Source organism: Winogradskyella immobilis (genome assembly GCF_021887715.1).
GTDB classification, from domain to species: domain Bacteria; phylum Bacteroidota; class Bacteroidia; order Flavobacteriales; family Flavobacteriaceae; genus Winogradskyella; species Winogradskyella immobilis.
This window is the reverse complement of record NZ_JAIQXX010000003.1, coordinates 92,954-106,359: the sequence shown is the minus strand read 5'-3', so window position 1 is coordinate 106,359 and position 13,406 is coordinate 92,954. Positions and strand designations below refer to the sequence as shown.

13 protein-coding genes, 1 other RNA gene and 1 pseudogene are annotated in these 13,406 nt (G+C 32.3%); 10 read left to right on the top strand and 5 right to left on the bottom strand.

All coding sequences use genetic code 11. The features are described from left to right. Nucleotides 1-28 precede the first annotated feature (28 nt). The 4 genes from fsa to ffs form a co-directional block, all read right to left on the bottom strand. Nucleotides 29-682 (bottom strand): fructose-6-phosphate aldolase, encoded by a 654-nt coding sequence (gene fsa, locus K8Z87_RS03415; protein ID WP_227476078.1) that lies wholly within the window; start codon nt 680-682, stop codon nt 29-31. A gap of 159 nt (nt 683-841) precedes the next feature. After that, nucleotides 842-1,252 carry a hypothetical protein gene (locus K8Z87_RS03410; RefSeq protein ID WP_227476077.1) on the bottom strand — a complete coding sequence of 137 codons (411 nt, stop codon included), beginning with the start codon at nt 1,250-1,252 and terminating at the stop codon, nt 842-844. A gap of 48 nt (nt 1,253-1,300) precedes the next feature. After that, nucleotides 1,301-2,107: an SDR family oxidoreductase gene (locus tag K8Z87_RS03405; protein WP_227476076.1), complete on the bottom strand. Its 807-nt coding sequence runs from the start codon at nt 2,105-2,107 to the stop codon at nt 1,301-1,303. Nucleotides 2,108-2,163: 56 nt separating this feature from the next. Further along, nucleotides 2,164-2,262, bottom strand: an RNA gene (gene ffs / locus K8Z87_RS03400) — signal recognition particle sRNA small type. Between the two features lie 88 nt (nt 2,263-2,350). Between ffs and K8Z87_RS03395 the strand changes: the two genes are divergently transcribed. The 6 genes and pseudogenes from K8Z87_RS03395 to K8Z87_RS13990 form a co-directional block, all read left to right on the top strand. Further along, on the top strand, nt 2,351-3,382 hold the full coding sequence (locus tag K8Z87_RS03395; RefSeq protein WP_227476075.1) for a glutaminyl-peptide cyclotransferase: 1,032 nt from the start codon (nt 2,351-2,353) through the stop codon (nt 3,380-3,382). 89 nt (nt 3,383-3,471) lie between these two features. Beyond that, nucleotides 3,472-4,341 (top strand): carboxypeptidase-like regulatory domain-containing protein, encoded by an 870-nt coding sequence (locus K8Z87_RS03390; RefSeq protein ID WP_227476074.1) that lies wholly within the window; start codon nt 3,472-3,474, stop codon nt 4,339-4,341. Nucleotides 4,342-4,369: 28 nt separating this feature from the next. Further along, on the top strand, nt 4,370-4,762 hold the full coding sequence (locus tag K8Z87_RS03385; RefSeq protein WP_317207418.1) for an acyl-CoA thioesterase: 393 nt from the start codon (nt 4,370-4,372) through the stop codon (nt 4,760-4,762). A gap of 88 nt (nt 4,763-4,850) precedes the next feature. Then, on the top strand, nt 4,851-5,594 hold the full coding sequence (locus K8Z87_RS03380; RefSeq protein WP_227476073.1) for a hypothetical protein: 744 nt from the start codon (nt 4,851-4,853) through the stop codon (nt 5,592-5,594). Nucleotides 5,595-5,678: 84 nt separating this feature from the next. Then, nucleotides 5,679-7,259: a hypothetical protein gene (locus K8Z87_RS03375; RefSeq protein WP_227476072.1), complete on the top strand. Its 1,581-nt coding sequence runs from the start codon at nt 5,679-5,681 to the stop codon at nt 7,257-7,259. A 619-nt stretch (nt 7,260-7,878) separates the two neighbouring features. After that, a pseudogene (locus K8Z87_RS13990) lies at nt 7,879-8,025 on the top strand (LytTR family transcriptional regulator DNA-binding domain-containing protein); the annotation flags it as partial. Between the two features lie 2 nt (nt 8,026-8,027). Here the strand turns inward: K8Z87_RS13990 and K8Z87_RS03370 are convergent. Then, nucleotides 8,028-9,299 (bottom strand): serine hydroxymethyltransferase, encoded by a 1,272-nt coding sequence (locus K8Z87_RS03370; RefSeq protein ID WP_227476071.1) that lies wholly within the window; start codon nt 9,297-9,299, stop codon nt 8,028-8,030. A 115-nt stretch (nt 9,300-9,414) separates the two neighbouring features. Here K8Z87_RS03370 and fahA point away from each other — a divergent pair, with 115 nt between their 5' ends. From fahA to K8Z87_RS03350, 4 genes are all read left to right on the top strand, one after another. Then, the gene (gene fahA / locus K8Z87_RS03365) at nt 9,415-10,707 is read left to right on the top strand and encodes a fumarylacetoacetase (protein WP_227476070.1); all 1,293 of its coding nucleotides are present in this window, start codon (nt 9,415-9,417) and stop codon (nt 10,705-10,707) included. Nucleotides 10,708-10,958: 251 nt separating this feature from the next. Next, the gene (locus tag K8Z87_RS03360; RefSeq protein WP_227476200.1) at nt 10,959-11,237 is read left to right on the top strand and encodes a GIY-YIG nuclease family protein; all 279 of its coding nucleotides are present in this window, start codon (nt 10,959-10,961) and stop codon (nt 11,235-11,237) included. A 130-nt stretch (nt 11,238-11,367) separates the two neighbouring features. Further along, nucleotides 11,368-12,543: a hypothetical protein gene (locus K8Z87_RS03355; protein WP_227476069.1), complete on the top strand. Its 1,176-nt coding sequence runs from the start codon at nt 11,368-11,370 to the stop codon at nt 12,541-12,543. Between the two features lie 180 nt (nt 12,544-12,723). Then, on the top strand, nt 12,724-13,299 hold the full coding sequence (locus K8Z87_RS03350) for a non-canonical purine NTP diphosphatase (RefSeq protein WP_227476068.1): 576 nt from the start codon (nt 12,724-12,726) through the stop codon (nt 13,297-13,299). Nucleotides 13,300-13,406 lie beyond the last annotated feature (107 nt).

Genomic DNA, 13,406 nt, shown 5'->3' with positions numbered 1-13,406 from the left:
TAAGTTTATTATTTTTCTTCTAATACTTTTAGTTCCCTTTTTTATAATCTGCTAAAAACTTTTCTAAGCCTATATCTGTAAGTGGATGTTTTAGTAATCCCGAAATAGAACTTAAAGGTCCTGTCATTACATCTGCTCCTAGTTTAGCACAATCTATAACATGCATGGTATGACGCACAGATGCTGCTAAAATTTCAGTATCAAACGCATAATTATCGTAGATGTGACGGATCTCTGCGATAAGGTTTAATCCATCTGTAGAAATATCATCTAAACGTCCAATAAAAGGAGATACATACGTTGCGCCAGCTTTAGCTGCTAAGAGAGCTTGACCTGGAGAAAACACCAGAGTAACATTCGTTTTTATTCCTCTATCACTAAAATATTTACAGGCTTTTACTCCATCTTTAATCATTGGTAATTTTACAACAATTTGGTCATGTAATTCTGCTAGAGCTTCGCCTTCTCGTACCATACCGTCAAAATCGGTAGCGATCACTTCAGCTGAAACATCTCCATCCACAATATTACAGATGTCTACATAATGTTTCATTATATTATCTGTACCTGTAATACCTTCTTTAGCCATTAAAGATGGATTAGTAGTTACCCCATCTAAAATACCCATATCTTGAGCTTCTTTAATCTGATCGAGGTTTGCTGTATCAATAAAAAATTTCATAGAAAATTTGTTTTTGTTTCCCCTTGAATAAGGGAATTTATAGTTTAAATTGTTGTGTTATTTCACTGCGAATTTACAACAATAAGCTCCTATAAATTTCATCTTGTTTAAAAAAGAAATTAACTTTTAGTCAACATATATTCAATAGACACTCAAGACTTATTCGTCAGTAACAAATAATGTAAAATCAGTTCTTGCGGTATCTTCACATGTTGGACTAGAGTCTAATCGACCATTCTTTATTTTTTCAACAGCTAAAAATACTGTAAAGTCAAAAGATCCTGTTTCTTCAGGCACGCCTATAAACTCAATACTTCTAGGAAAAAAGATGACATCGATACCTTCTGGTATATCTCCTGTTATCGTAAAAAAGTAATCAAATGAGTCGTCATTAACTGCATTATCAACTTCGGCTGTAATTCTATCGAAGTATTGTTGATTAACTACAGCGCTAGAGATCGATTTCTCATTAATCTCTGGTTCTAAACCAAAGAGGCATTCTAATTCTTCATCACAAGATAAAAGTATAAAGGCAATAAGAGGTAATAAAAATGTGAATTTTGATTTCATGATTGATGATTTTTTTGATTATCAATCACAAAAAACGTACCACTTTTTTTACAGGTTGTAATGATTCATCAAAAGTTTCTCATAAACTTTGTCTGGCAAAATTCGTTTTAAAACAATAGAGAATTTTTGCATAAAAGCGCCTGTTTTATAATGAATTTTAGGCTTTTGAGTTGTTATAATCTTTAAAATATCTTCTGCTACTTTATTAGGATCACCACCAGAATCTACATGTGTATCCATGGTTTTTAATGTTGCTCCATAAGATGTTTTATAAGGAGAATCTTCTAATACTGGAGCATGATATCGACCAGAAGCGATGTTAGTTGCAAAATCACCTGGAGCTAGGTTACACATTTCTATATTAAATGCTTTAAGCTCCATTCTAAACGCTTCAGTAATTAACTCTAGTGCGCCTTTACTAGCACTATAAATACCTCGATAAGGTAAACCCATATAACCAGCTATAGAGGTGATATTGATGACTAAACCCGATTTTTGTTGACGCATCGTTGGCAAAACAGCTTTGATTACATTTATAGGGCCAAAAAGATTGGTTTCAAAATTGCGTTTAATTTCTGTTTCAGGTATTTCTTCAATAGGTCCTGTTATACCAGCACCAGCATTATTTATTAATACATCTATAGTAGACACTTTGCTTAAAACCTCTTTAATACATGTATCAATAGTCTCAGGTAGAGTTACATCTAAAGCTATAATCGGAAATTTACTATCTGGATAATTATCAGGATTTCTACTTGTTCCAAAAACCGTATATCCTTTAGTTTGAAGAAACTCTCCTATGGATTTACCAATCCCAGAAGAGCCACCAGTAATTAAAACAACTCTTGATGCCATAGTATTAAATTTTCAGAAAGCAAAATACAAATTTATAGGAGAATTTAGAGCACAAAAAAAGGCAAGCTACCTACATCACACCGCTACGACCACTTACCTTTGCTGCGTTCCCGCCCTGGAGGATTCAGCAGGAGCTGGTTGTGTAGGACTTGCCGGCTGCAAAGATACAACCTTTTAATACTTTCACAATATTTTTTTAATCCTATTTTTTATAAATATCTTGCCAAAAAATAAATGCATTTTATGTCGACATTTAAATATTTCAGCATCATTTTATTAAGTATTTTTTTAGTGAATTGTGGAGGCAATCCTTCCGTAAATTCATCTGGTCTTACTGTAAAAACTTCTGCAAAGAATAATAAAGCAACCATAGGAGAAACTGTAAAGTTATCTTTAAATAACCCTAATGGTGTAAGTGTATCTTCTTTGCAATATTTGTTAGACGGAAAACCTGTTACAGCAAATTTAACTTTGAACAGCAAACTAGGAAAACAAAATCTTGTAGCGCAAGTTATTAGTGATGGTGATACTTTGCAAGCTACCAGTAATTTAGTGGTTGTAAATAACAAAACACCAGATTTGTATACCTACGAAATAGTAAATACTTATCCGCACGATATTACATCTTACACTCAAGGTTTAGAGTTTTACAAAAGTGAGCTTTACGAAAGTACAGGCCAGTTTGGTGAATCTAAACTGCGTAAAGTTGATTATAAAACCGGAGAAGTTTTAAAAAATCTAGATTTAAAAAACGGTTATTTTGGTGAAGGCCTTACGGTACTTAATGACAAGATCTATCAGTTAACCTGGAAAGCAGATACAGGTATTATCTATGATGTTAATACGTTTGAGAAGTTAGGCACATTTAGATACGATCATAGCATTGAAGGCTGGGGTTTATGTAATGATGGCACATCGCTTTATAAATCTGATGGGACGGAAAAAATATGGACACTTAATAGTTCTACATTAACTGAAGATGATAAAATAGAAGTTTACACTAATAAAGGTAAAATTAAGAGTTTAAATGAATTGGAATGGATTAATGGAAAAATCTATGCTAATATATATCAACAAAATGGTGTCGCTATTATCAACCCTAAAAATGGTGTCGTAGAAGGAGTTATTGATTTTTCGCCTTTAAGTAAATTAGTAACGCAACATGATAAATTAGATGTTTTAAATGGTATTGCTTACAATCCTGAAACTGAAACTGTTTTTGTTACTGGCAAACTTTGGGATAAACTTTTTGAAGTGAAGATTACTAAGAAATAGGGTTCACTCACTGAAACCTATTGTTTACTCATTACTATTTTTAAATACTAAGATACTTTTGGTTATTTGATCTATAAATCAAAACAACCATGAGAACATCTATTACTGTAAATATCCCGGAACCTTGCCACGAAGATTGGAATAAAATGACACCTCGAGATAAAGGTCGTCATTGCGCTGCTTGTAATAAAACGGTTATCGATTTCACCAATCAAACCGATGAAGAAATTGTTAAAACGTTTAAAACTAAAGGCAATTTATGTGGGCGTTTTAAAAACCAACAACTTAATAGAGAACTTGTTTTAAGCCGTAAAGAAAAAAATAATTATCGTAGTTGGGCTGCTTCAGGTTTATTTGCATTCTTAGCCATAGGTGTTCAAAAATCTTTTGCACAAATAGAGCCCATAAAAACAGAACAAATCGATAGCTTAAAAATTCCTCAAGTAAAAGGTAAACCTGCTCAATCTATTTTAAATGAAAAAATAATCTCCGGAACCGTTACCGCAGCTTCAGACGGATTACCATTACCTGGCGTTACAGTATTAGTTAAAGGAACTGCAAAAGGGACTTCTACCGATATTGATGGTAAATACACTTTAAAAGTAAAAAATGATGATACTCTAGTTTTTAATTTTGTAAGCATGAAGTCTACAGAAAAAATTGTTGGCACTAATTCTATCATTAATATTGCTATGGCAGATGACCTATCTGTTCTAGAACAAGTAGTTCTTGGTGGGTTTTCAGCAGGAATGATAGAAACGTCATATTTTAATTATCCCAAATACAGAGAAGAAATTTATGAGACTATTGAAAATAAAAAACGTGATTATGAAAGAAGATTAGAAAAACAAAATATGTGGAACGCAAAAAACATCAAAAATCGCTTAAAATGGAAAGCAGAACGCTTAGCTAGAAAATTAGCAAGACAAGACGCTAGAAAGGCTAAAAAAGACAATTAGAAATTCTACCTTTGAGCATCAATACAATATGATGCAAATCTATCAAAAACAGATTACGGTTACTAAAGACGACCTAGATCAACTTCTGCATGTCAACAATGTGCGCTATGTACAATGGGTACAAGATATAGCTGAAGAACATTGGCTTAAAAATGCTTCTCAAGAAATTTTAGATTCTTGCTTTTGGGTATTAATCAATCATAATATTAGTTATAAAGCTCCTGCGCTACTTGGCGATTCTATTTTAATTAAAACTTTTATTTTAAAATCGGAAGGAGTGAGTTCCGTCCGTAAAGTAGAAATGTACAATCAAACTTCTAAAAAACAAATCATAGATTCTGAAACCACTTGGTGCCTTGTAAGTAGTAAAAGTAAGCGACCTACACGCATAACATCAGAGATAGTAAATCTTTTTAATTAACATTTTCTTAGGTTAAAGTTTATTTAAGAAGTTTCGTTATACAAATTTTTGACGTTAATTAGTATAACAAACCATCAATCAACCGCTTATGTTTAAAAAGCTTTTTGTATTATTTCTTACTGTATCGCCTTATATAGTAGCCTCACAAACTGTAAATGGTATTGTGTATGATGCAGAATCTACAGTTAAAGGGATAAAGGTTTTAAATATTACTCAGAAGATTTTAACCTCTACAAATGACAAAGGAGAGTTTCAACTTAAAGCTAAAATAAAGGATACCATCTTTTTTGAATCTTTATTTCACGAACCAAAATATGTCATCGTTAATAAAGATTATTTTGAGAGCACCTATGTTTTTGAAGTAAAGAAAGCGGTTAATGAGCTTGGAGAAGTTGTAGTAAAAAATCAACCTAAAACAAAAGAATTTGAAGAAGAATCTTTCAACAGAACACTTAAAGATGTTATAGAATTAGATAAAAAGAAAGAACCTCAAAAGTATACTGCAGCTCCTAAATATGGCGCAGATTTAGTACAACTTATAGGGTTGGTTGGTAAACTTTTTAAAAAGAAAAAAGTTCCAGAACCTAAAAAGATTAGTTACAATCAATTGGTAAAACTTTTTGAAACCAATACGTTTTTTAATCAAAACTTATTAGTTAATGACTTAAAAATAGAAAAAGAATTACAACCTCTGTACTTTGAATTCTGTGAAGCTAAAGAGATTGAAGAACGATTACTTAACTACAATAGTAGAGTTCAACTTTTAGATTTATTTATTAAATATAGTGATGAATTTTTACTAGTTATTGAAATGGCAAAAGACAAAAATTAATTTTTTATCTTCATAATTACAAGCTTTCATAATAAATCCTAACTTCAAAAGTTATATTTTTAGCCTATTATTTTAACTGTACTTATGAAAAGACTATTACCTTTTTTTCTTTGCTTTGGAATTCTTGTTTTTTGGAGCTCTTGTCGAGAGGATTTTGAATTCAGACCAAGCACAGGGAATTTAGTATTTGAACGAGATACTGTGTTCTTAGATACTGTATTTAACAATATCGGCTCAAGTACGTTTAATTTAAAAATTTTTAACCGTAGTGATGAAGATATCGTTATCCCAACCATACAACTAGAGCGTGGAGTAAGTTCTTTTTATAGAATGAATGTTGATGGAAGCACAGGTTTAGAAGGTGATCAAGAAGGTAAGTTTTTTGAAGATGTAGAACTTTTAGCTAATGATAGCCTTTTTATTTTTATAGAAACCACAATAGATATTTCTACCTTACCTACTTTAGAAAACGAATTTTTATATACCGATCGTATTTTATTTGATAGTGGCTCTGAGCAACAAGATGTCGATTTAGTCACTTTAGTAAGAGATGCTATATTTATTTTCTCGCAACGCGATAATACTACTGGTTTGCGTGAAACCTTAACTTTTGATGTTGACGGAGATGGCAACCCTGATGAAACAACACTAGAAGGGCGTTTTCTTGAAGATAATGAATTAACATTTACTAACGAAAAACCTTATGTCATCTATGGTTATGCTGGCGTTGGATCCGGGCAAACACTTACTATAGAAGCTGGTGCGCGAGTCCATTTTCATGCCGATTCCGGGATTATAGTAACAGATAATGCATCGCTGCAAATTAATGGAGAAATTAGTAATGATCCAGAAGCACTAGAGAATGAAGTGATTTTTGAAGGAGATCGCTTAGAACCTCTATTTTCAGATATTCCAGGGCAATGGGGAACCATATGGTTGTTTAATGGTAGTATTAATAACACCATTAATTACGCCACTATAAAAAACGGAACCATTGGTATATTAGCTGAAGGAAATGATTCAGGGCCAACTGATAAACTTACCATTACAAATTCTCAAATTTATAATTTTAGCGCCTTTGGTATTTTAGGAAGAGCTACATCGATTAGAGGAGAAAATGTAGTGATTAATAATATAGGGCAATCCTCTTTTGCAGGTACTTTAGGCGGTCGTTACAATTTTACGCATAGTACTATTGCCAATTATTGGGATACTAGTTTTAGAGAATTTCCTGCTTTGTTATTAAACGATTTTGTACAGATTGATGCAACAACTATTGCAACAAATCCATTACTCGAAGCTAATTTTATCAATTGTATTGTTTATGGCAATGATAACCCTGAATTTATTTTAGATCAACAAGGAGATGTGTTTAATTTTAAGTTTACCAATTGTTTACTTCGTTTTGACAATAATAATTTAGAAGGTACGCAAAACTTTATGTTTGATGATATTACATTCTATGAAGGTAATATTTTTAATGAAGATCCTGAGTTTAGAGATCCTTTTGAAAATGGGTTACAGATAGATGAAACTTCAGCAGCTAATGGATTAGCAAACCCTTTATTCTCGTTACAAGTTCCTTTTGATATTTTAGGCATTTCAAGAACCACTTCGCCAGATAGTGGAGCTTATGAAAGTATTATATTTTCTGATGATGATTAAAACTGCATGTATACTCTACTAACTTATACTCAAAACATTTAAAACAGTTTTATTTTTAGAGTTCAATATTATTTTTGTTATTGTTATTATAACTGAAATAATATATATAGCTAATATGAAATCAAAACTGAAGAAATAATCAATCCAGAAGTTGACAACACCAAACTTTACGAAGATGAATTTATAAATCAAAAAGTTGATGATTAACCGTTTTACGACTCTAGATAAACGCAATTTTGAATTGTTATCAATTTTAAAACCATTGAGTTTTAAGATGCTTACAACGATAATATAAGCAATAGCCGAATTGGCTATACTGTTTAAGAAATGATTAAATTTTGCGTCCATAGTTGTTGTTTTATAAAGCAAACTTAGTAGCTATTGATTCCACTAATAAAAAAAACTAACCGAGTTGTATAATTTTAAGGACGAATTGTTAGATAATAAAAAACCTTTCAAAAATTACTTATTTGTAAAAACTGAATATCGTCATCAAAAACTATTTTTTTCTGATATCCTATATTTAAAAGGTTTGAGTGATTATGTGGCTATACAAACAAAAGAAGAGAAGATACTTACGCTTCAAAACATGAAAGATTTTTAACAGAGTTTACCTAAAAATAAATTTATTCGTGTTCACAAATCTTATATTGTAGCCTTAGAGCATATTGCATTTATAGAACGAAATCGTATCGTTATAGAAGGTGAATACATTCCTATTGGAGCCACCTACAAAGATGCCTTTTGGAATAAAATCAATAGTTAAATTTACATAAACAATGGACGATCGCTCATTAACGCATTAACTTTTGAGGCAACAGCTTCTAGAACCGTTTCGTTTTCGTAATTATTAATAACCTCATCAATTAAATCAACAACACCAGCCATATCGTCTTCTTTTAATCCTCTAGTAGTAATTGCAGGAGTTCCAATTCTTATACCAGAAGTTACAAAAGGAGATTGCGTATCAAACGGTACCATATTTTTATTTACAGTAATATCTGCTTTTACTAAAGCTTGTTCAGCATCTTTACCTGTAATATCTTTATTTCGCAAATCTATAAGCATCATATGATTATCTGTTCCTCCAGAAATAATATGATAGTCTTTAGCCACAAATGCTTTAGCCATAGCTTTAGCGTTTTTCTGTACTTGTAGTGTATAATGCATAAAATCATCCGTCAAAGCTTCACCAAAAGCAATGGCTTTAGCTGCAATAATATGCTCTAATGGACCGCCTTGATTTCCAGGAAAAACTCCAGAATCTAACAGACCAGACATTTTGCGCAAATTGCCATTTTTAAGACGAATACCAAATGGATTTTCAAAATTCTCTCCCATCATAATCATACCACCACGAGGTCCACGTAAAGTTTTATGCGTTGTTGTTGTTACAATATGGCAATGTGGTAAAGGATCGTTTAAAATACCTTTGGCAATTAAACCTGCTGGATGAGAAATATCTGCAACTAATAACGCGCCTACATTATCTGCAACTTCTCTAAATTTTGCAAAATCCATATCACGAGAATAAGCCGAAGCACCAGCAATAATAAGCTTAGGTTGTTCTTTTTCTGCAACATCAGCCAACATATTATAATCAATTAACCCAGTTTCCTTTTTAACACCATAAAACGTTGGGTTATATAATTTTCCTGAGAAATTAACTGGTGATCCATGTGTTAAATGTCCTCCATGCGACAAATCGAAACCTAAAATAGTATCTCCAGGTTTTAAACACGCTGCAAACACAGCTGTATTTGCCTGGCTTCCAGAATGTGGTTGTACATTTGCATAAGATGCACCAAATAAAGCTTTTGCGCGATCTATAGCAATCTGTTCTACTTCATCAACAACTTCACAACCTCCGTAATAACGTTTTCCTGGATAACCTTCTGCATATTTATTAGTTAATACAGAACCAGCAGCTTCCATCACTTGATTGCTAACAAAATTTTCAGAAGCAATTAATTCTATCCCATCGACCTGACGTTCTTTTTCTGCTTGGATTAATTCAAATATTTGTTCGTCGCGTTGCATATGTTTATTTCTAATATTACAATGAATGTCAAAAATACGAATTACATTAGTTTTAATTTCAAAAAATATGTAGGTTTGAATAGAAATTAACAAACATTTAATCAACAATTGCCTTATGCCTTTATCAGCTAATAATCCAGATCGCATCTCATGGCTACATGTCAATAAAGATTCAGATTTTCCAATTCAAAATATTCCATTTGGTGTATTTTTAACTAGAGATGATATTATAACTATCGGAACACGTATTGGTGATACAGCTATAGACCTTGGGGCATTACACCAATTGGGTTATTTTGAAGGCATTCCGTTGACAGATGATATTTTTCTTCAAGATACCTTAAATGATTTTATTGCAGACGGACGTAAAACATGGCGCTTAGTACGTAATCGTATTGCCGAAATTTTTGACGCCGAAAATTCCACATTAAAACACCATACAAAGCATAAAGAAACGATCCTTTTTCGTTTAGATGAAATAGAAATGCAATTACCTGTTCAGATTGGCGATTATACTGATTTTTATGCCAGTAAAGAGCATGCCACTAATGTTGGCACAATGTTTAGAGGTGCTGAAAATGCATTGATGCCTAATTGGTTGCATTTACCTGTAGGTTATCACGGCCGTAGTTCTTCTATTATTCCTTCTGGTATTCCTGTACATCGTCCTCAAGGACAAACAATGCCTGATGGTGCAACGGCTCCCGTTTTTGGTCCTTCAAAATTGGTGGATTTTGAATTAGAAATGGCTTTTATTACTACAGATGCTAATGATATTGGAGAACCTATTCCTATTGAAGAAGCTGAAGAATATATTTTTGGCTTAGTGTTATTTAATGATTGGTCTGCACGCGATATTCAGAAATGGGAATACGTACCTCTAGGGCCATTTTTAGGTAAAAACTTTGCCTCTTCTATGTCACCTTGGATTGTAACCTTAGATGCACTTGAACCTTTTAGAGTAGAAAGCCCTGAGCAAAATCCTAAGCCCTTATCTTATTTACAAAGTAACGGAAAAAAGAGTTTTGACATTAATTTAGAAGCTTCTATTCAACCTAAAGGTGCTAAAGAAGCTACGGTTTGTAAATCTAACTTTAAATATATGTACTGGAATATGGCACAACAATTAGCACATCATACGGTTAATGGTTGTCCTGTAAATTCTGGAGATATGATGGGAAGCGGAACTATTTCTGGCCCAACAGAAGATTCTTATGGCTCTATGTTAGAGCTATCATGGAAAGGCACTAAATCACTTAAAATGAAAGATGGCACAGAACGTAAATTCATTAATGATTATGATACTGTGATTATGAGAGGTTATTGTGAAAATGATGGTACGCGTATCGGTTTTGGCTCTGTAAAAACACAATTACTACCTGTATTTAACTCAAAGAAAAACAACTAGCTTCGACAGGCTCAGCTACCAGTTTTAGTTAGACTCAACTACCAGTTTTAGTTAAGTTCAGCTACCAGTTTTAGTTAGACTCAGCTACAAGTTTTAGTTAAGCTCAGCTAAAGGTTTTAGTTAGACTCAGTTATTAGTTTTAGTTAGGTTCAGCTAGCAGTTTAATTCGGTTCAGATAATAGTTTTATAATAAACCCAGCTATTAATTTTTAATACGTATAATCTTAAAAAAAATAATCTATTATGCCTAAATTTTAGAATGTGCTAACGGTAGTTATTATACAGGTAGCACTATTAATTTAGAAAAACGAATACTAGAGCATCAAAATGGAGAAGGCGCAAATCATACTAAAAAATATTTACCTATTAAATTGGTTTATCATGAAGTTTTTGATAGAATAGACCATGCATTTTATAGAGAAAAACAAATTCAAGGTTGGAGTAGAAAAAAGAAAGAGGCATTAATTAATAACAAACATAATATATTACCTCAACTCTCTAAAAATCATACAGACTTTAAGAAAAATTGAAGTTAATAACTTTATATATATCAAACATTAATTTTTAAGTTTGTAGTGTTTAAAAATACCTGAAAACTGAGCTTGTCGAAGTTTGGCATCATAATTGAAATTTAACTACCAAACCATAAAATCTACGATTATGAAAAAAACTACTTTACTATTCGTATTAGTTCTATTCATTGTGTCTTGCGGAAGCAAGAAAAATGTAGAACGCGCATTAACCTCTGGCAATTATAATAAAGCTATGTATGATGCTATTAAAAAGTTACGTACTAATAAAAGTGCTAAGCGTAAACAAGACTATATTTTATTGCTTAAAGATGCTTACGATAAAGCTAATGAACGTGATCTTAGTGCTATTGAAGGTTTAAAAACATCTAATAACCCTGAGTATTATCAGCGTATCTATGAAACTTATGTTGCATTAGATAAGCGACAAGAGGCTTTAAAACCATTATTGCCATTAGCAATTAATGGCAGAACAGTCGCTTTCAATTTTAATAATTACAACAATGATATTGCTGTATCTAGAGAAAATGTATCAGATTATTTCTATGAAAGAGGTATTGCATTGTTAGAATCTGATGACAAGTATACCATTAGAGAAGCTTATGATGTGCTGGATTATATAGAGCGTATTAATCCAAATTACGAAAAAACACGAGAGCTATTACAAGAAGCGCATGAGCGTGGCATTGCCCATGTCATTGTTTCTATAGAAAACCAGACCAATCAAATTATTCCACGTCGATTAGAAGACGCCTTACTCGATTTTGACACCTATGGTTTAGATCAATTTTGGTCAGAATATCATGCCTATGCAAATGACAGTTTAGAATACGATTATGCCATGCAATTGCAATTGGCTCGTATTAATATTTCACCAGAACAGGTTAAAGAGCGTGAAGTAGTAAGACAGAGACGCATTAAAGATGGTTGGCAATATAAACTAGATGATAACGGCAACGTATTAAAAGACAGTTTAGGTAATGATATTAAAGAAGATAAGTTTATCAATGTAAGAGCTCGACTTTTTGAGGTTGAGCAAATAAAATCTGCACAAATTATTGCTAATGTTGTATTTAGCGATATTGTAAATAATGAAATCATAGAAAATTTTGATATAGACAGTGGTTTTATTTTCGAAAACTTTTATGCTAGATTTAGAGGAGACAGACGCGCTTTAAACCGTGATGATCGTAATTTAATAAACAGCAGAGCCGTTCCATTTCCTACAAGTGAGCAAATGATTTTTGATACAGGTGAAGATTTAAAAGCAAAACTTAAACGGATTATTTCAGACTATAAGTTATAGCTATTTATTTACGATATTAAAAGTTAGAAATTCTGCCTATTCGAGCGCAGTCGAGATCTATTTATAATCTAGTGCTATAAGAACCTCTCGACTGCGCTCGAGGAGGCATTTATCTATTCTTATACAACTTTAAGTTCAATAAGAATAGTATTATTTTTACAACTCTAAACGTATTAACACATGACCTTAGTATTTGCCACCAACAACCTAAATAAGCTTAAAGAAGTACAATCTATAGTACCCAAACATATAAATCTGTTAAGTTTATCTGATATTGGTTGTACTGAGGACATACCAGAAACACAACCGACAATTGAAGGCAATGCCATACAAAAAGCAGAGTATTTAAAAAATAATTATGGTTATGATTGTTTTGCAGATGATACAGGCTTAGAAGTAGAAGCTTTAAATAATGAACCAGGAGTGTTCTCGGCGCGTTATGCTGGTCCACAACGCAATGATGCCGACAATATGAATAAGCTTTTAAATAATCTTAAAGATAAATCCAATAGAAGCGCACATTTTAAAACGGTTATTGCTTTGCATCTTAATGGAGAACTAAAAACGTTTACTGGCATTTGTAAAGGAGAAATCACCCAAGAAAAATCTGGGAATAAAGGTTTTGGCTATGATCCTATTTTTAAAGCTGAAGGTTATACTAAAACTTTCGCTGAAATCTCTTTAAATGAAAAGAATAAGATAGGACATAGAGGAAAAGCAGTAAAACAGTTGATAAGTCACTTATCTAATTTATAAGATTCCTGCCTTCGCAGGAATGAATTGAGCATCGTGGAAAAGCAGTAGAACAGTTAATAACCTATTTAAATTCTATATAATAAACGTCTAGCAATTTTCATAGGCTT